Raw genomic sequence first — 18730 nt, forward strand, 5'->3', positions numbered from 1 at the left:
TCGGGCTGTCTCTCAGTGCGAACAGGGCAAGCCATCGTCCGCTTCGGGTACGGGTCGCCGCCACGCTGGCTGAGCTTGTCGAAGCCAGCCGACCCAGCATTGCAACCTCAATGCTCGCGTGGGTACCTTCAGGGCTCGCTTCGCTGAGGCACCCTTCGACAGGCTCAGGTTGCGTCAAGGCGATTCCATCGCTGCCGCCCTCGGACTCTTATCCGCCCTTCGGGCTGTCTCTCATTGCAACCTCAATGCTCGCGTGGGTACCTTCAGGGCTCGCTTCGGTGAGGCACCCTTCGACAAGCTCAGGGTGCGTCAAGGCGATTCCATCGGTGAGGCACCCTTCGACAGGCTCAGGGTGCGTCACGGCGATTCCATCGCTACAGCCTTCGGACTCTCATCCGCCTTTCGGGCTGTCTCTCAGTGCGAACAGGGTAGGCCATCGTCCGCTTCGGGTCGCACTGCGCCCCTTAGATCACGACACGCCGTTCCATCAGCCGTAGCGCGCTGTGCGGCGGGGCTCAGTTCTTTAGTCTGCAGGGCTTTGGGAGGTCGTGACAGGAGCAATGCGTAACTCCATTCCGAGGCGTCGGGCTAGTCCTGAGCCACACGGATGTCTTGACGTCGGCGTGAACGAGCGATCAACGGGACCTCTGCTGCCGCTTCGACGACTACGTCAGGATTCTCCAGCGGCATACCGATGACATGCACATTGCGGGAAAGGCATACCCTCATCTTGGAAGTCATCGATCCGAATCAACTATGGGTTCTGCTTGCCGCATGGCATCAACAACCAGCGACCCTCAAATGTGTTGAGGCGTCTACGCGAGGGTTCTCCGCAGGTTGAACTGCGTCAGTTCCGGATCCACTTGTGGCGCAGATTCGCTGACTGCGGAACCATAGTGTGGTTCTCAGGCACGAAAAGAAAACCCCGACCCACACGGAGGCGGGCCGGGGTTCCTCGACAACCAAACCTATGGTTCAGGCCGGGTCCGCCCGGGGCGTATCAACGCAGTGGATTGCCGTCGGCGTCCATTACCTTGACTTCGCCCAGCTTGAGATCACGAATGGCTTGCTCGATCTTGCCAAGGTCGCCGACCACCACCCAGGTCAGGGCGGCAGGCTGGATCGTCGCTGCGGCGGCCTGGACTGCGTCCAGGCTGATCTTCTCGTTGTGCTGCTTGTACAGCTCGACGTAGTTATCCGGGCGCTGGTAGCGCAGGATGCCGCCGATCTGGTTCATCACTGAACCGGCCGTTTCGTAGGCGCCGGGTAGTGAGCGCACGTTGTTGAGCTTGATTTTGTCGGCTTCGGCGGCGCTGATCTTGGCTTCTCCGCGGGCAAAGGCGCCAATGTCCTGCTTCAGCTCGGTCAGCGACTCGATGGTCTTGTCGATCTGCACCGGTGCAAAGGCCACCCAGGGGCGCTGACCGACTGCACCTTGAGTAAAGCTGTAGGAGCCGTAGGCCCAGTGCTTCTCTTCGCGCAACTTCATGTTCAGGCGTGAGCTGAACTCACCGCCGAGCACGCCGTTGGCGATGTCGAAGTCCAGTGCCTTGGCATCCTTGGTCGACGGAACCACCTGACCGACGAAGATATTCGACTGGATGGCGCCGGGCTGGTCGACCAGGAACACCCGCGAGTGCTGGGGCAGTTCGACCGCGGCCACTTCGGGCAGATCAAGCGTGGCGGCAGGCGCTTTCCAACTGCCAAAGCGCCGCTCCAGCAACGGGGTGATCTCGGCCATCGAGGTGTCGCCCACCACAATCAGGGTGGCATTGTCGGGGCGAATCACATCCTGATGGAACTTGACCAGATCATTACGCGTCAGCGAGGTGATCGAGGCCGCAGTGCCGGAGCCGCTGAGCGGCATGGCATAGGCATGCCCCTCGCCAAACAGCAGTGGCGGCATGATGCGCAGAGCCAGACTGTTCGGGCGGCTCTTCTCCTGCTCAATGCCGGCAATCCAGGTTGCACGCACACGTTCGATTTCTTTGTCGGCAAAGCGCGGGCGCAGGATCACGTCGGCAAACAGATCCAGCGAGGGTTCCAGCTTGTCCTTCAGTGCCGACAGATAGACATTGGCGCCATCCAGGCTGGCGCCGGCACCGATGTTGGCGCCCAGAGCATCGGCCTTGGCCGACAGGCCGAGCGAATCGTAGTCACCGGCGCCTTCGTCGAGCATGGCCATGGTGAAGCTGGAGGTTCCGAGCTTGCGCCCCTGGTCGGCGGCAAAGCCGCCGTTGAACTCCATGCTGAGCTGCACCACGGGCACCGCGCGCCGCTCGGCCAGCACCACTTCGATGCCGTTCGATAGCTTGGCACGCTGCAGCGTCGGGAAGCTCAGGTCGGGGAAGGTCGCGGTCTTCGGCACGCCCTGGCTACGGTCGACATCGGTCTTGACCGTCTTGAACGTGCTGTCGACCTTGCCCGGCTTCACCGCATGCACCTTGCTCGGCGTGGAGAAGGGCTTTTCTTCCTGCGCGCCAAGGGCCACTTCGCCCGGTTCGATCACCAGGGTGTGGTCTCCCTTGGCCAGCCACTTGGCCGCGACTTTCTGCAGATCGGCGGCGCTGGCCGCCTCGTAGTCGGCCAGATCCTTGGCATAACAGTTCGGATCACCGGCAAACACCTGGCAGCTGGCCAGGGCGTCGGACTTGCCGCCAAAGCCGCCGACCCGCTCGATGCCGCGAATAAAGCCGGCCTTGATCACCGTGCGCGCCTGCTCCAGCTCCTCGGTGGTCGGGCCATCCTTGATAAAGCGGGCCAACTCTTCGTTAAGTATTTGCTCGACCTTGGCGACCTCGGCATCCTTCTTTACTGTGATCATGAACATGAAGTTGCCGGAAATCTCCTGCGCCCAGCCGAATGCATTGGCGCTGTCGGCCAGCTTTTCTTCATGCACCAGCCGGCGCGACAACCGCGAGCTTTTGCCGCCGCCGAGGATCTGCGCCACCACGTCGAGCTGGTTGGCTTCGGTGGTATTGGTCGGCGGCGTATTCCACACCCGCATCACCCGCGGTTGCGGCACGCGATCGCTGAGTACGGCGCGGGTGGATTCCTTGCGCTCGGGCACCCAGGTCTTCATCTTCGGTACCGTGGCCGAGGCCGGAATGTCTCCGAAGTAACGCTCAACCTTCTGTTTCGCCGTGGCCAGGTCGATATCGCCGGCCAGTACCAACACCGCATTGTTCGGCCCGTACCAGTCACGGAACCATTGTTTGACATCATCGAGGCTGGCAGCGTTCAGGTCTTCCATCAGGCCGATCGTCGGCCAGCTGTATGGATGACCCTCGGGATACATGGTGCGGAACAGCTCGGTCCACACCCGGCGGCCGTAGGGCTGGTTCTCGCCCTGGCGCTTTTCGTTCTGCACCACGCCGCGCTGCTCATCGAGCAGGGCCTGATCGACCGCGCCGAGCAGATGGCCCATGCGGTCGGACTCCATCCATAGCGCCATGTCCAGGGCGGTGGTCGGCACGTTCTGGAAGTAGTTGGTGCGGTCGGCATTGGTGGTGCCGTTCTGCTCGGTGGCACCGACCTGTTCAAACGGTTCGAAGAATTCGCCCTGGTAGTTCTCCGAGCCCTGGAACATCAGATGTTCGAACAGGTGGGCAAAGCCGGTCTTGCCCGGCACCTCGTTCTTCGAGCCGACGTGATACCAGACATTGACCGCGACGATCGGTGCCTTGCGATCCTCATGCACCACCACGGTCAGGCCATTGGGCAGGGTGAAGCTCTGGTTGGGGATAAGCACATCGCTGTTCGGCTTGGCCGACAGAGCGGAGGTGATACCCAGCGCCAACAGGCTGACGGCAAGGCGTTGTTTCAGCTTGATCATGAGGACTCCTTGGGGTGTTCCATGCTCGGGTTCCGGCCGAGGCGAATTGTCAGCTTCGGCGCAGCGACGCGGCGAGCTCGGGCGCCGGCCAAGGTCATCCACGGCCACCGCCGTGGCCGACAGCGGCCCACGCTATCAACAGCGCTGCGAATGCTAACCGCCGCGGCATGACAATGGGTGTGCCAAAAGATACAGAGTGACCAGCAGCGGGGGTTCTAGCCCGGATCTTTCGGCGCGACCTCATGAAATATCCGGGCTAGCGGGCTGCTAGCCTGCGCGAATGGCATCCGGTCTGCGCCAGCTCAGGGAGGCCAGTGCCAGGGCGGTGCTGAAGGCGCCGAACAGAAAGCAGGCCTGACCCTCACCGATGTGCCAGGCCAGACCGGCCAGCAGGGTGCCGAGGACGCCGCCGAGGCCGAGGCAGGCATATAGCAGGCTTTGTCCGCGCAGGGCCAAGGGGCCGGGAAAGAACTCCATCACCCGCTGCATGCAGGCGGCGTGGAAGGCGGCAAAGCTCAGCGCGTGCAGCAACTGCATCAGCAGCATCCAGGTGAAGCTATCGGCCAGGCTGGCGACCAGGCTCCAGCGCAGCACGGTCAGCAGCAAACACACCCGCATGATGCTGAGCGCCGAGCGCGCGCCAAAGATCTGATTGACGAACCAGAACATCAGGATCTCGGCCACCACGCCAGCGCCCCACAGCAGCCCGATGGCGGTGCCACCATGGCCGGCGGCCTCCAGGTGGATGGTGAAATAGACATAGAACGGCCCAAAGCCGAGCTGCATCAGCAAGGCGGCTGCCAGAAAGCGGCGCACGCCGGCGCGCTGCAGCGCGACGCGCAGTGACAGGCTCGGTCCTCCTTCCTGCGGACTGATCGGCCGGCGCGCCGGCAAGGCCTGCACTGCCATCGCGCATAGCAGGAGCAGGGGCAGCATGCTCAGCGGCAGCCATTCGCGGCCGATCAGGTCGAGCAAGGGCCCCCAGCCAGTGGCGACCAGCAGAAAGCCAATCGAACCCCACAGCCGCGCGCGGGCATAGCGACCGCGATCGCCGTTCAGCTCGGTCAGTGCCAGGGTTTCGATCTGCGGCAGGATGACATTGGCGAAGAAGCTGAATACCGCCATGCACAGGCTGACCGACCACAGTTCGGTCAGCCACAGGAAGCCGACAAAGCTGGCCGCGCTGGCCCAGGCACCACCGCGCAGCCAGCGCTGCGGCTGGGCCGAGGCATGCACCCAGTGGCTCCACAGTGGTGGCCCCAGCACGCGGGTCAGATACCACAGGGCAATCACCGCGCTGGCGGTCTCGGCACCGTGGCCGAGCTCGCTGATCCAGCGCGGGAAGTACGGCATTAGCGCGCCCAGCGCGGCGTAGTACCAGAAGTAGGCCGCAGACAGGCGCCAGAAGGCGGAGGGCGAACCGAGGCTGGCCGTGCGCAAGGTGCAGCCTGTCGCTCAGGGATGGTCTCCCGTCCGAACCTCAGCGTACCGGAAAGGTCTCGGCCTCGCCGCTGGCACGCGTTTCGGCTGCGCTATCGGCAGCGGTTACGCCCTGGCCGACGCCGCCGCGACAGTTGAAGGCGATCCAGCGCTGTTCGCCGTTCAGCGGGGGCGCGACGGCCTGCAGGGTGTCGGCCTGCATGCGCGGTGCTTCGTTGCGCGCCATCACCTCGAGTTCGTCCTGCACCTTGATCGGATCACGGCGATAGAAGCCCACCTTATCCTTCACTTCCACCGCAATCTCGCCGAGGCGCTTGCACTGGCTGAGTGATTCGTCGGCGCCGGCCACGCGCACTTCATAGGCCTGATTTTCCATCTTGACCCAGGTGCAGGCCGAGAGGCTGGCAAGGCTGGCAAGCCCGAGGGCATGCACGAGATGGCGCGAAACTGACATGCGGAACTCCGAGTAGTGGGATCTGCGGATGAAAGGATGGCGTGTGCTGGCTTAACCGAGCTTGAGACAGCGGCTACGATCAAGGCGCATCTGCTTGGGTGAAGTCGCTGGCGAGTTGGTCAGGATTGCGGGATAGGCCCGATGGCGGGCGGGGCTTGAGGTGGGCGGCCAGCCCAAGACGACGGGCCAGGGCCCGCCTTACATTTCTACCTTGGGGTTCAGGCTGTAGCGGCCGAAGGTGGCGGCTTCGGCCAGCACGTGGCCTTGCATGGCGCGGTAGACATCGGCCAAGCGGAAGCCATCGGGTAGATCGAGCCGCTCGACATCGAGCGCGTACAGGCGAAAGAAATAGCGGTGCATCAGGTTATCGTTCCACGGTGGGCAGGGGCCGTCGTAGCCGTAGTAGTCGCCGCCCATGTCGGCATCGCCGGCGAACCAGCTGGTGTAGTCGTTGATGCCCTGGCGCGAGCCCGACGGCCCGCCCGGATCGCGCTTGCCGCGGGCGCTGACACCGTCGCTGCAGGCGCCGCGAGCGATTTCGGTCACCGTTGGGGGGATGTCGATCATCAGCCAGTGGGCGAATTCGACCCGCGGCAGGTCCGCCGGCACGCTGCGCTCGGGCTGATTTACATCGTCGGCTTTCGACGGAACATCCGGGTCGACGCACAGCAAGACGAAACTGCGTGTGGTGGGTGGTGCATCTGACCAGCGTAGACCGGGGTTGCGGTTGGCGGACAATACGCAGGGTTCTCCCTGATCGCCGCGGCGGCCAAAGGCAAACTCGGTCGATAGCAGTTCGCCTTGATTGAAGTCTGGACTTTCGATCTTCATCTCGAATCTCCGGTGTTCTGCGATTGAAGCGGCAATGCGAATCCTTGCAGGTGGCTGAAAAACTCCATCCCGGAATTCTTCAGCGCAACCGTTCGGCAGGCTCACGGCAAGCCGGTCGCGGCAGAGCCGCGCCAGCTTTGCCGAGAATCGAACAGGTGTCGGGTTCGATTCTCGTGCGCGCCATCCTTGGCGCGTCTCAACAGGCTGCTGAAAGCAATCGCAGCAGCCTGCTTGGGCTGGCCGAAACGCGAAACGGCCTGCGCTCAGGCGGCCCTCAGCGCTCGATACCGATATTGCACTGCGCCAGCAGGGCAAACTCGTCAGCGAAGGCCTTGTTGTACAGCTGCCAGTGGCCGGGCGCAAAACACAGCGGCGAGCGTCCCAGGCCGCGGCGAGTTTCGGCAAAGGCGCTGCTGCGCAGGGGCTTTTGCAAACCGAGGAAGTTGGCGACGCGTTTGGCCACCTGCTCGGGCTGCTGCTCCAGGGCGTCGGCATGAATCAGCAGGGTGCGATCCGCTGCTGCGCGCTGGCGCTCGGCCAGCAGGTCGAGATTGCCCTTGATGAACTGCGCCAGGGCCATCGGATCGGGTGCAATCCAGGGCTGCGGGCCGCCGAACACCAGGGCATTGAGAAACAGATCGCGGGGATCGGCAATCACCGCGATCAACTGATTGCCCGGCAGGCTGGCGTCGATCAGGCCGTCCCAGTGCGGCAGCCAGTCGAGCGCCGTGGCCGGGTCGATGTCGGCGCGCTCCAGCAAGTGACGCCAGCCTTTTGGCGTGGCGATACCGCCGTCGGCGCGTGGTGGCCACAGGCCATCCTGGCGCGGACCGCTGCCGAAACGATCGTCGAGCATGGCGAAGCCCTGGACTTCGCGCAGCGCGTTGACCAGTTCGAACACCCGGCTGCCCATCGGCCCCCACAGCAGGCGTGGCGCGATGCCGTCGTCGGCTGCGGCAGCCGGTACTGCACCGAGTGGGGTCAGGCCGGGCAGGCCGCGCTGACCCTCCGTGGCGGCCTGCGATTCACGCCAGCATTGGGCGGCTTCGTCACCCCGGCCCAAGGCATCGAGGGCAAAGCCGCGCCACACCGTGGCCAGACGCTTGCCCAGTTCCGATTCGGCCTCGTTGCCGAATTTTTCGGCATAGGCCAGGCAGGCCGCCGGGTCGCGACGCAGCAGGGCGCGCAGCTTGATCTGCAGTGGCCCGACCAGGCCGGGCATGACCGCCAGGCAGGCATCCGCGCTGGCTTCGGCGGCGTCCAGCTCGCCACCGGCCTCTTCGATCTGGGCCTTGGTGCCGCCCATGATCGGGCTGTTCGGGCAGGCCTCGCGCCAGCGCGCCAGTACCGCCAGCCCGGCTTCGAAATTGCCGCTTTCCAGAGCTAGTCGACGCTGCCACAGTTGGTCGGCCTGCGGCGTTTCCTGCAGCAACTCTTCGACTATCTGCAGGCCATGCTTGGCCTGACCGGCTCGGCTGAGCATTTCCAGCATGCCGTCGAGGGCGCCAATCGGTGGCTTGGCCGCCAGCAGGCGCCGATAGCTGGCCAGGGCTTCGTCGATCTGGCCGAGCATCAACTGATGGTGACCGAGCATCAGCACGGCACGCTGGTTGTCCGGTGCCTCACCGAGGATCGACTGCAGCTCGCGGATGACCTCGTCCAGGCGGTTCTGCGCGCGCAGCGCCTCGATCAATGGCCAGCGCAACGCCCCCATCGCCGGCTTCAAGGCGATCGAGCGGCGCAGGGCCTGTTCGGCAAAGGCGAACTGGCCCGAATGCAGGAACACCAAACCCAGCGAGGACAGGATCAGGGTGTCGTTGGGCGCCGCCTTGGAGGCGGCACTGAGCAGCTTCACCGCACGCTCCAGATCGCCGCGGGCGGCCGCCAGATTGCCCTCGACGGCGATGATCAGTGGGTGGTCGGGATTGACCCGCTGGCCAAGTTTGAGCTGCGCCTCGGCACCGGCCAGATCGCCACGGGAGATCGCTGACTGGGTGCCCAGCACGTAGGCGCTGAGTTGGTTCGGGTTGTGCTCGATGGCCTGGCTGAGGGCGATCTTGGCCGCTTCTGCGTCATTCTGACCCAGGGCCAGGGCGGCGCGGGTGACCAGGAAATGCGCCTGCTCAGGGGCCAGTTCAATCGCCTTGTCGAGCGCCGTCAGGGCTGCCTTGAGATCACCGCGGGCGCGGTGTACCAGGGCCAGAGCGTGGTGCAGGTCGGGCTCGTCGGCGCGTTCGAGCAGGGCTTGCTGCACCAGTTCGAGAGCGGCGGCCGCGTCGTGGCGCGCCAGAGCATCATGGATGGCTTGAAGCATAGGATTTCCGCTGGGCCTGAGGGCCGAAAACCATCGAGTTTATCAGGCCTCGGCCGGCTGCCGCTCAGGCCACTGCGACCTGAGCAAACTCGGCAGCGATGAAGTCCTCGGCATAGCTGCGACCGCGCAGGCCGGGCAGAAAGCCGCAGTGACCGCCGTGCGGCGCGATCTCCAGCCGCGCGCAGTCGGGCAGCTCAAGGCGCAGAAAATCCGCCAGCGGAATGATCGGGTCATCCGCCGCGGTCAGGATGCTGCTCGACACGCTCAGCGTCGACAACCGATCGCCGGCAATCGAATAGCCATCCAGATACTGCTCCAGGGTGGGAAAATCGGTGTAGCGCTGCACCAGCTTGCGGGTCAGCTCGCGCAGGTCGTCCTTGGCATACCAGTCGGTGAAGTCGAATGCCTTGGGAAACAGCTTGGCCTTGCGCGCCAGTGAGGCGCGCCATTTGCGCAGAAAATAGGCCTGATAGAACCAGGGTGCCGATTCGATCGCCTGCAATCCCGCCGCCGGGCTGATGACTGGGCAGATCGCCACCGCCTTGGCCAGCGGGATATGTGCCGCCGGTGCACGCAGGGCGCAGCGCAGGGTGAAATTACCGCCCAGCGAGTAGCCGGCCAGACAGATCGGCCGCTGCGGGAAGTAACGGGCGATCTCGCCCAGGGCGCCAACCACCTCATCGATGCGGCAGGAATGAAACAGCTCAACGTTGAGATGGTGGGTGTCGCCGTGATCACGCAGGTTGAGGCGGAACACGTCGAAACCTTCCTCCAACAGGCGCGCGCCGGTATGGATCAGATAGGTCGACTGCACGCTGCCCTCCCAGCCGTGCAGTAGCACGGCCAGCCCACGCGGCCGGTCGAGCAGACTTTGCCGGGTGTGATAGCCGAGCAGCCGCACACCGTCGCCGCAGTCCAGCAGCACCGCCTCTGCGGCGCCCTCGATACGGGCGCGGCGCCGGCTGGCCAAGGCGCGGCGCAGGCCACTGCTGGCCAGTACCGATTGCAGATGCGGGTTGCTGAGCCAGCCGCGTGGCCGGAACGGATGGGTGTCCTGAGTCATGGCCAGAACTTTAAATGATTGCTCGGGCGCATGAGGTGGCGGTCAGGTTGCACGGACGACCGCCGATCGGCCGCCTCAGCGGCTGCTCATGGCCTCAACGATGCGCTCGCGGCAGGTCTGGGCCAGGCGCCGGCGCCCATCGGCACTGGGCTGTACCGGCGGCAGGAAGTGCACTTCGGCGATCCGCGACGGTTCACCCAGAAGGCGCAGAAAGTTGGCAAGGAAACTCTCGCCCGGTGCGAAGGCGATGATGGTCTGGGCATTGCCGCCCTCGCCGTAGCGCAGGGCGATCGGCTGCACCGCGGCCTCGGCCAGCACCGCCGGCTGGAAGATGCGGGCGTGGAAGGTGCGTACCTCGGTGCCATCGGTGGTGCGGCCTTCCGGGAACACGCCCACCGCTTCGCCGCTATGCAGGCGTTCCAGCATCTGGTGCATGACCCCGTGCAGGCTCTCATTGTTGCCGCGGTGGTGGTAAATGGTGCCGGCACGGCTGGCCAGCCAGCCGACCAGCGGCCAGCGGCTGATTTCGGCCTTGGCGACGAAGCCGAGCACGCGCTGACTGTGGATCAGGGTGATGTCGATCCAGCAGATATGGTTGGCGACGAAGAAGGCCGAGCCGGGCAAGGGCGTACCGTAGCGCTTCACCCGAAAACCAAACACCCGCAGCATTACTGTCGACCACAGGCGAATCGCCCGATGATCGACGCGCTCGCCGCTGGCCAGCCGCCAACGCGCCGTCAACGGGTTGATCGCAAGCAAGGTCAGCGGCAGGGCGATCAGCAGATGCAGCAGCAGCAAGGGCGCTCGGATGGCGAAGCGAAAGGCGCGCAAGGGATCGGCAGACTCAGAGAGGATCGAGGACATGGGCAGACGATAGCCTGCCAATGGCCAATCCGGAAACGTACGGAAGCCGCCGCCTGTCGATCACTGCTTCGGAATCACCGCCAGGGTCAGGCGCGAGATGCAGGTCATCCGGCCCTCCTCGTCTTCGATTCTGATATCCCACACCTGGGTGTTGCGGCCGACATGGATCGGGCGCGCCACGCCGAGCACCGCGCCCTGGGTCACCGGACGCAGGTGGTTGGCGCTGATTTCCAGCCCGACGGCAATCTGCTGTTCATTGTCCAGGCAGAGGTTGCCGGCCAGGCTGCCCAAGGTTTCGGCCAGCGCCACCGAGGCGCCGCCGTGCAGCAAGCCGAACGGCTGGCGGGTGCGCTCATCGCAGGGCATGCGACCGCGGATGAAGTCTTCGCCCAGCTCGGTGACTTCCATGCCGAGCGCGGCCGACAGTGTCTGGGCGCACTGCGCGTTGAGTTCTGCAAGGGTTGGACGGCGGCGGAACATGGCGATCCCCTGGCTGGTCCGGATGCCTCGGAGCGGGCAAACGCAAACGCGCCCCGCAGGGCGCGTTGCTATGGTAACCCGGCCCGACTCAGCGAGTACGGAACAGGCCCGGCCGCCAGCTGCTGCCGGTGTGGTAGGTCTTGCCCGAGGCCCAACCGCTGGAGTCGCCGTAGCCCTTGCCAAAGCCGGTCTCGCGATTGCGTCGGCTGTGCATGCGCTCAAGCAGCTCGCCGCGGCGGCCTTCGAGGAATTCGGCGCGACCGATACTTGCCGGATCGAGGCCGCGCGAATCGGCCTCGCGTTGGCGGAAGTCGCAGAAGTCGTCGTAGGCCTCGATTTCATGCTTCAGCGCGCGGGTGCACAGCTCAATCATGATGGCGTCGTCGAGGAAGCCCAGTACCGGCACGGTATCCGGAATCAGATCTTTCGGATCGGCGAAGTAGACCAGGGCGGCCAGCACGCGCTTGCGATCCTCCTCCGGCATGGCCCAGCCATCGTCGCGCAGCATGGCGATCATGTCATCGAGCTTGGCCAGACGCTCGCTGATGAAATCCGGCACGCTGACCTGGGTCGCCTCGGCCAGCAGCTTGCTGGCTGCCTCGATGACGTCCTCGTCGCTGCACTTTGCTGAGGATTCGGCCGCTCTTTCCTGTGCCTTATGAAAATGTTCGAGGTCGCGTTCGGACAGTTCGATATTGATTGAAAAGCTCATGATGTCGGCACTGCAGCGTTTGGGAACAAGGGGTTCAGACTAGCACGTTGTTGCCAAACTGCCAGCCCGCAGGCGGCAATGGCAGTGGGCTGTGGGTTCTCGGGGTGTACCCGCTGGGGTGAGCCCGATCGCGGTGCGATCAGCCGCCCTCTTCACTTCTGGGCTCGATATCCGGCAGGGCAAAGAACTGTCGCGCGGTGCGCGTGCTGGCCTGGGCGGTTTCGGCCGCGGCTTCACCGCGGTCGCGCGCCAGCTCGGCGCAGATATGCGCCAGGTACATCGGCTCGTTGCGTCGATGGCTGGGCTTGGGGTGCACATTGCGCGGCAGCAGGTAGGGGCAATCGGTTTCGATCATCAGCCGCTCGGCCGGAATCGACTTGACCAGCTCGCGCAGATGCTGGCCGCGGCGCTCGTCGCACAGCCAGCCGGTGATGCCGATATACCAGTCGCGATCGAGGTAATCGAACAGCTCCTGCTTCTCGCCGGTGAAGCAATGCACGATGGCGCGCGAAATGCGCCCTTCGACCTGTTTCATGATGGCGAGAAAATCCGCATGCGCATCGCGTTGATGCAGGAACAGTGGCTTGCCGCTATCGACCGCGATCTGCAGCTGCCGCTCAAACGCCTTGTGTTGGGCCGGGCGCGGCGAATAGTTGCGGTGATAGTCCAGGCCGCACTCGCCGACCGCCTTGACCTCGGTGTGCCGGTGCAGGGCGCGCAGTTCGGCATCGGCCTCGTCGGTGTACTCAACCGCATGATGCGGGTGCACGCCGGCGGTGGCGTAGAGCAGGCCGGGATACTGCTGCGCCAACTGCAGGGCGCGCTGCGAACCCTCGCGACTGGCGCCGGTGACTATCAGCTGCACCACGCCATGCGCCTTGGCCCGCTCCAGCACGGTATCAAGATCGTCGCCAAAGCTCTCGTGGCCCAGGTTGGCGCCAATATCGATCAGGGGGGAAATCATCGGGCAGACTCAGTGGCAACGAAACGGCGGCCGCGATTGTAGGCCAAGCGGGCGGCATTGAAGGCCGCGGTGCGCCAAAGGCGCAGCCGATGACCCATAGGGTGCGTCTTGGACGCACCGAGAAAGTCGTCAATTCTGGTTGCCAACCTCTGCCGGCTGCGACGCCGACTTCGGCTTGCGCAGCCGCCGCCACAGCCCGCCGGTCGAATAGGCCTGCAAAGCCCAGCGCAGCCAGCCGAGCAGGGCATTGGCCAGCCACAGGGCCCAGATCAGCATGGCGCTGCGATAGGCCCACAGCGGCAGGCTGACCACGCTGCCCTGCGGCAGCGCGCCGTCGGTCTGGTCGGCAAACCAGCTCAGCCGATGGGCGCTGGAGCCGTTGCCGCTGATGCCCATGTTCGGCTCGCCGAGCAGGCCATACGGGATGGCGGCGATCAGGGCCACCAGGGCGGCAATACCGAGCCCGGCCAGGCCGATCTGCATCGCGTCGAAGGCAAACCGGCTCTCGATCTGCTGGCCCTGCCGCTGGCGCCAGCCCATCGCCAGCAGCCAGCCGGCGACGATGGCAAAAGCCGTCCAGGAGAACAGGGCAAAGCCCAGTCCCAGCAGCAGCCAGTGATGCCAGCGCAGTGGCGTGCAGCGCAGTCGCGACAGGGCAAAGGCCAGACCGAGCAGAACCAGCAGTTCGCCCCAGATCAACACTGCGGGTCCGTTGGCTGGGCCAAACGCCAGCCAGACCCAGCGATCCTGCGGCAACACCAGGTCAAGGCTGATATTGGCCGCCGGCAGGCCAAGCGCCACCATTGGCGTTTGCTGATACATGCCGAGCTCGGCGGTCTGCCGATAGCGGATCTCGAACTGCTGTTCGCCTGGCTGCACCGGTAGGCTGAGCTCACCGGCCTCCAGCCGCAGGCCCAGCGCCTGGCGGTCGCGGCTGACATTGGACAGCTCGGCCCCCTCGGGCAGCCGCAGCACCCGTTCGCCGCCCTGGGTGGCACGCAGGGTGAAGCTCAGGGTGTGATCGCTGGCACGGCGGCCGAGCTGACTGCGCTGAGTGACCCGGTCGATCGCCTGGGTCGCACCCTGCAGCGCCGTCGGTCGATGAAGCGTTATGTTCAGGGTCTCACCGGGCAAGGGATCAAAGCGGAATGTATGCCAGTCGTCGCCATCCTGGTCGGGCTCGGGCAGGCTCTCGGGCAGACCGCTGAACTCGGCCGACCACATCGGGCTGACCAGCACCCGCCAGGTCTCGGCATGATCGGCCAGCGCGCCGGCGCTCAAGCTCAGTGTGGCCTGCTTGTCCAGGGTCGAGTCCCAGCGCACCGAGTCTTCGCCATCGCTGACCGCGATCTCGATCCGGCCGTCGCGGACCTTGAACTGATTGCCGAACACCTTCTCACCCGGCAGCAAGGGCAGGCTGATGCTGAAGCCGCCTTCGCTGGGGGCGATGCGCCGTACCGTATTGATCGTCACCCAGTCGAGGGCGAAGTTCAGATGTCGCTCGACCCGTACGTAGGGCGGAAAACTCTGCGCCGGGGCGCTGCTGATCTGGCCGTCTGTCTTGCGCATGCGGCTGAGACGCAAGGTTTCGGTCAACAGACGCTGCTCACTGATGCCGGTGGCCAGCCAGTCCTCGGCCTGCAGCTGCAGCCGGTACGGCTTGCTCGGGAAGGCCAGGGCGATGCGATCGGCGCTGATCCGATACTCGACCTCCAGCACATGAACGCCGCGTTCCACCGCCACGCTGGGCTGCTCGTCGAGCCGGCGCACCGCCTGCAGTTCGCGACCATCAAGGCGCAGCCGATCGATCGATAGGCTAAGGGGGTCGGAGGGCAGGGCCAGGGTGCTGTGGCCGAGTGCGTGGATCTGCAGACGCAGGCGCAGGCGATCTTCATCGATGGCCAGGTCGGCGCGGGCCAGGGCGCTGCAATCCGGCACGCAGTCGGGAGCCCGGCCGAGGCGCTGGGCCAGCTCCTGCAACAAGGCCGGGTCGGGCGTGGTTTGCGCCTCGGCTGCGCCCCAAGGCAGGCCAGCCAGTAGCAGTACGGCGGCCGGGTTGATCAGAGCCTTCGGTCGCGGTCGCCCGAACAGCTGCCAGAGCAGACCGGCCAGACTCAGCACGGCGATCACCCTTAACATTCGGGTCAGCCAGGGCGGCGACAGCCACAGACGGACTTCCTGATCGGCCAGGATCGGGCCACTCCAGTGCAGCCGATAGCGCTGCCCGCTCTGCCATTCCGGCAGCCCACGACCAGCCTGCAGCACACTGGTGGAACTATAAGTTTCCCAGAGATCGGACTTCTTGATCCGGGAGCCGGTGACCTCGATGCGATCAAGCTGGGCAGCATCAGGTTCCAGCCGCGATGCTGCGCTGCCTGGCGCCTGCAGCGGGGCCGGCGGCGGTGGCGGCGGCGCCATCGGTGCCTGCTTGAAATCGGTCGCAAGTTCGAACGCCACGCCGTGGTCGGGAAGGCCCTCCCGCACCACCCAGCTGCCTTCCAGCTGCGGATGCAGGGCCAGACGCAGCTGGCCGGCGGCAAATGGCAGGGTCAGCAGCACCAGCAACACCAGCACGGCGGCGCGGCCGAATCGGATCAGGCCTTGCAGGCGGCCGGCCGGAAGGTTGCGCAATAGCAGACCGAGAATCAGCACCACGCCGAGACTCCATAGCGGTGCGTTGTGTTCGTCGTGACTTAACACCAGGTACAGCAGGGACAGAGCAGCGCCGGGTAGGCCGAACAAACGCCAGGCGAACAGGGTGATCAGGCTGACGATGAACAGCTCAAGCAGGTTCCAGCTCGCCAGCCAGCTGCCCTCGGCGCTATCGGCACCCGGCGCAGCCAGTAGTCTATAGCCAAACGGCAGGTTAAGGGTGGTGTCGATGCGATCGAAGCGGATGTCCCAGCCGCCGGCCGGCAGCGGTCGATCGGGTTGAGTATGGCGCAGACTGGCGCTGAGATTCACCCGTGGCGCACGCCACTCGACACCGGTCTGGCCGTCGGCGCCCTCGGTAATTAGCAGGTACTGTTCCTCGTCGTTGGCGGTGGCGCTCTCCAGCTGCAGCGGTGGGCGCACGTCGAGCCGCCAATCACGCAGCATCAGGCCCTGGATCTGATCGCGAAAGCTCCAGCCTTGGCCGTTGTAGTCGAGCCAGGCCTGGCGGCTGAGCTGCAGGCGATTGTCCTGTTCGCTGTCGAGGCCGCGCGAGCGCTGTTCAATCTCCAGACTATCGCCGGCGCCGAGGGCGAAGCTAGGTAGGTTCTGCCATTCGTCCGGCACGCCGGCCTGCAGTGGATCGACCTGCAACTTGCCGCGCGCGGTACTGCTGCGCAAAGTCAAATCCGGCTGATAGCTCCAGATCTCCTGTGCTGGCCAGGGCGCTGCCATGTTCGGCATGCTGAGCGAAACCAGCGGTTCAGTGGCGCGGGCCCGCAGGGTGATCTCGGCATAGTCGGGCTGGGCCTGAATGCGCAGACTGCCATCGGCCTGCAAGCGCACCGGCCAATCAACATCGGTTTCGAGGTCGATCGCCACATAGCCGGGCGGCAATAATGGCCCCAACACGATCTCGCGTGCCTCACCGGACACCGCCAGATCGAGACGGGTGTCGAGCTGCGCCGGCAGGCCATCGGCCAGGCGGCGGAACACCCGCAGATCGATCGCATCGGCCTCGGGCGCCTCGCTGGCGCCGCGACCCAGGACCAGTTCATCCTGCTCGCGCTGCACCGGGGCGATCGGTTGACCATCCACCTCGAGCCGGATCAGGGCGATCGCATCGGGGATGGCCAGGCTTTGCGGTCGCCGACTCCATTCGAAGCGGCCATCGAATTGATAGCGGCCAGCGGGCAGGAACAATGCTGGCTGATTTCGATGCTCCACCACCGCGGCGGGCTGGCCATTGATGCGCACGTCCTGCGGCCAATGCTCGGCGTTGCCCGGCAGGGTGATCCAGCCATCGCTATAGAGCTGCCACTGCAGCTCAAAGCGCGCGCCCTCGGCGCTGGCCTGCAGGCGCAGCTCACCGGGCCAGGCGCAGACGTAGTCGGCCCGGCCCTGGCCCTGGCTACTGGCCTGCAGCGGGCATTGGCGAAACTCCTGCTGATCCAGTGCCCAGGCTCGCCAGTCGCTCAGCGCCGACGGCAGGTCCACTGCCAGCGCCGATTGCAGCGCACATAACCATACGATCCCGCAGGCCCACTTGCGCATGCGTTTCCCTCATTGATGGCGCTGGTCTTACCCTGTGGCGAGTCGTGCCAGCCAGGCCATCATCGCGTGTCTGGCGTCGAACCGCTAGTTCAGCTGTGAGGCTGGTGCAGCCGTGCCGCGCAGATGTCGGGGCAGGTCAGAACGGCTCAGCCGAGCCGGCGAATCTCGTCGATCGCCTCCTTGGCCGCTTTCAGCCCGACCCCTTTGGCCTCTCGATAGAGCTTGATCGCTTCGATCGTCTTGCCCTGTTTGACCAGCGCCTGGATCGACAGCGGCAGGCCGTCGAGCGGGTCGTAGCGCAGGCCGGCATTGTCCAACAGCAGATCCAGCTTGCGTTCGATCCGGGCCAGGGCCCCGTCGCCGTCGGCGTTGGTCACCGCACCACGCAAGCCTGACCACAGTGCAAGAATCGCACCCAGCAGCAGAAGCGCTGCAATCGCGCCGAACACCACAACGAATTCCGTTGCCATCAGAATGCCTCCCGCGGATTGCTGCGGCGAATCATGCCTCGCCCAGCACCCGGTTGCGGCCGGAGCGCTTGGCCTCATACAGAGCTGCATCGGCGCGGGCGTAGATGGCGTCGGCATCGGCGTCGACCGGGCGTCGGCTGGCCACACCGAAGCTGGCGGTGACCCTGATCTCGCGGCCTTCGTCTTCCAGCTGCAGTGCTTCGATCGCCGCCCGCAGCTGCTCGGCCAAGGCACAGGCTTCGGCGTGATTGGCCGCCAGCAGCACAGCGAATTCCTCGCCGCCGATGCGGCCGGGCAGGGCCGGGGGCGGGCAGTGCCGGCGCAGGGTGGCGCCGACCGCGGTCAGCACCTTGTCACCGGCCGGATGGCCGAAGCGATCATTGATCGACTTGAAGTGATCGACATCGAGGGCGATCAGCGCCAGATCGCTGTGCTGAGTAAAGGCCCGCTCCATCTCGGCACGGAAGTGGCGGCGGTTGGCAATGCCGGTCAACACGTCCTTGCTGGCCTGATCGTGCAGCGCCGCGACCATGGCATTCTCAGCGCTGTTGGGGCCGAGCAGTTTCAGCATTAGATCACCGACGATCAGTACGTCGCCTTCCAGCAGCGGGCTGGACTTGACCTGCATGCCATTGATCCGCACCGGGTTGGTGGCGCCAAGATCATTGACCCAGAAGCCGCCACGCTTGCGGAACACGTGGCAGTGACGGCGCGAAACACTGGGTTCCGGCAGGTGAATCTCGGTGCCAGCCTCACGCCCGATGGTGACCGCATCGGCCAGTTCGAAGCGGCTGCCGACCATCGGGCCGGCCACCACCACTAGGCACCAGGGACGGTTTTCAGCGGCCAAGGTGGGCGCCTGCACCCGCATGGTGTGGTCGGTGAGGATGCGCGAGGGTACGGTCTTGGGCTCCACGATAAGGCTTCCCGGATGTTTCCTCGCCGATTATCACAAACCCGGCGAGGCTGTGCGATCACCATCCACAATCGCAGGCTGAAGGACTATCCTGGACAGTGCCAGGCAATCTCTGAATATGTTCAGAGATTCCCGCGGTGCAAGGATGCACCGCCGCGATCGACAACCTAAGTTGTTGATC

General features: G+C 65.1%; 13 protein-coding genes. All 13 read right to left on the minus strand.

The window, feature by feature from the left end; all coding sequences use genetic code 11:
- Nucleotides 1–1000: 1000 nt before the first annotated feature.
- The 13 genes from IFO71_RS13455 to IFO71_RS13515 all read right to left on the minus strand — a co-directional run bounded on the left by IFO71_RS13455 (nt 1001) and on the right by IFO71_RS13515 (nt 18549).
- Complete coding sequence (locus IFO71_RS13455; RefSeq protein WP_192030164.1) at nt 1001–3835, minus strand: M16 family metallopeptidase; 2835 nt, start codon at nt 3833–3835, stop codon at nt 1001–1003.
- A gap of 267 nt (nt 3836–4102) precedes the next feature.
- Nucleotides 4103–5275, minus strand: coding sequence for an MFS transporter (locus IFO71_RS13460; RefSeq protein ID WP_192030165.1), 1173 nt, complete (start codon nt 5273–5275; stop codon nt 4103–4105).
- A 40-nt stretch (nt 5276–5315) separates the two neighbouring features.
- Nucleotides 5316–5729 (minus strand): DUF4156 domain-containing protein, encoded by a 414-nt coding sequence (locus IFO71_RS13465; protein ID WP_192030166.1) that lies wholly within the window; start codon nt 5727–5729, stop codon nt 5316–5318.
- Between the two features lie 198 nt (nt 5730–5927).
- Nucleotides 5928–6560: a YbhB/YbcL family Raf kinase inhibitor-like protein gene (locus IFO71_RS13470; RefSeq protein WP_192030167.1), complete on the minus strand. Its 633-nt coding sequence runs from the start codon at nt 6558–6560 to the stop codon at nt 5928–5930.
- Between the two features lie 274 nt (nt 6561–6834).
- Nucleotides 6835–8874: a tetratricopeptide repeat protein gene (locus tag IFO71_RS13475; RefSeq protein ID WP_192030168.1), complete on the minus strand. Its 2040-nt coding sequence runs from the start codon at nt 8872–8874 to the stop codon at nt 6835–6837.
- A 64-nt stretch (nt 8875–8938) separates the two neighbouring features.
- The gene (locus IFO71_RS13480) at nt 8939–9937 is read right to left on the minus strand and encodes a YheT family hydrolase (protein WP_192030169.1); all 999 of its coding nucleotides are present in this window, start codon (nt 9935–9937) and stop codon (nt 8939–8941) included.
- Between the two features lie 75 nt (nt 9938–10012).
- Nucleotides 10013–10801, minus strand: coding sequence for a lysophospholipid acyltransferase family protein (locus IFO71_RS13485; protein WP_192030170.1), 789 nt, complete (start codon nt 10799–10801; stop codon nt 10013–10015).
- 60 nt (nt 10802–10861) lie between these two features.
- Nucleotides 10862–11281, minus strand: coding sequence for a hotdog fold thioesterase (locus tag IFO71_RS13490; protein WP_192030171.1), 420 nt, complete (start codon nt 11279–11281; stop codon nt 10862–10864).
- A gap of 88 nt (nt 11282–11369) precedes the next feature.
- A complete protein-coding gene (locus IFO71_RS13495; RefSeq protein ID WP_192030172.1) occupies nt 11370–11993 on the minus strand; it encodes a YkvA family protein in 624 nt (207 codons plus the stop codon).
- 139 nt (nt 11994–12132) lie between these two features.
- On the minus strand, nt 12133–12957 hold the full coding sequence (locus IFO71_RS13500) for a TatD family hydrolase (RefSeq protein ID WP_192030173.1): 825 nt from the start codon (nt 12955–12957) through the stop codon (nt 12133–12135).
- A 129-nt stretch (nt 12958–13086) separates the two neighbouring features.
- Entirely contained in the window at nt 13087–17163 is a 4077-nt protein-coding gene (locus tag IFO71_RS13505) for a hypothetical protein (RefSeq protein WP_192030174.1), read from the minus strand.
- A gap of 146 nt (nt 17164–17309) precedes the next feature.
- Entirely contained in the window at nt 17310–17633 is a 324-nt protein-coding gene (locus IFO71_RS13510) for a hypothetical protein (RefSeq protein ID WP_192030175.1), read from the minus strand.
- A gap of 31 nt (nt 17634–17664) precedes the next feature.
- A complete protein-coding gene (locus IFO71_RS13515; protein ID WP_192030176.1) occupies nt 17665–18549 on the minus strand; it encodes a diguanylate cyclase in 885 nt (294 codons plus the stop codon).
- Nucleotides 18550–18730: the final 181 nt, after the last annotated feature.

It is taken from the genome of Pseudomarimonas arenosa (assembly GCF_014841215.1).
Classification (GTDB): domain Bacteria; phylum Pseudomonadota; class Gammaproteobacteria; order Xanthomonadales; family Xanthomonadaceae; genus Pseudomarimonas; species Pseudomarimonas arenosa.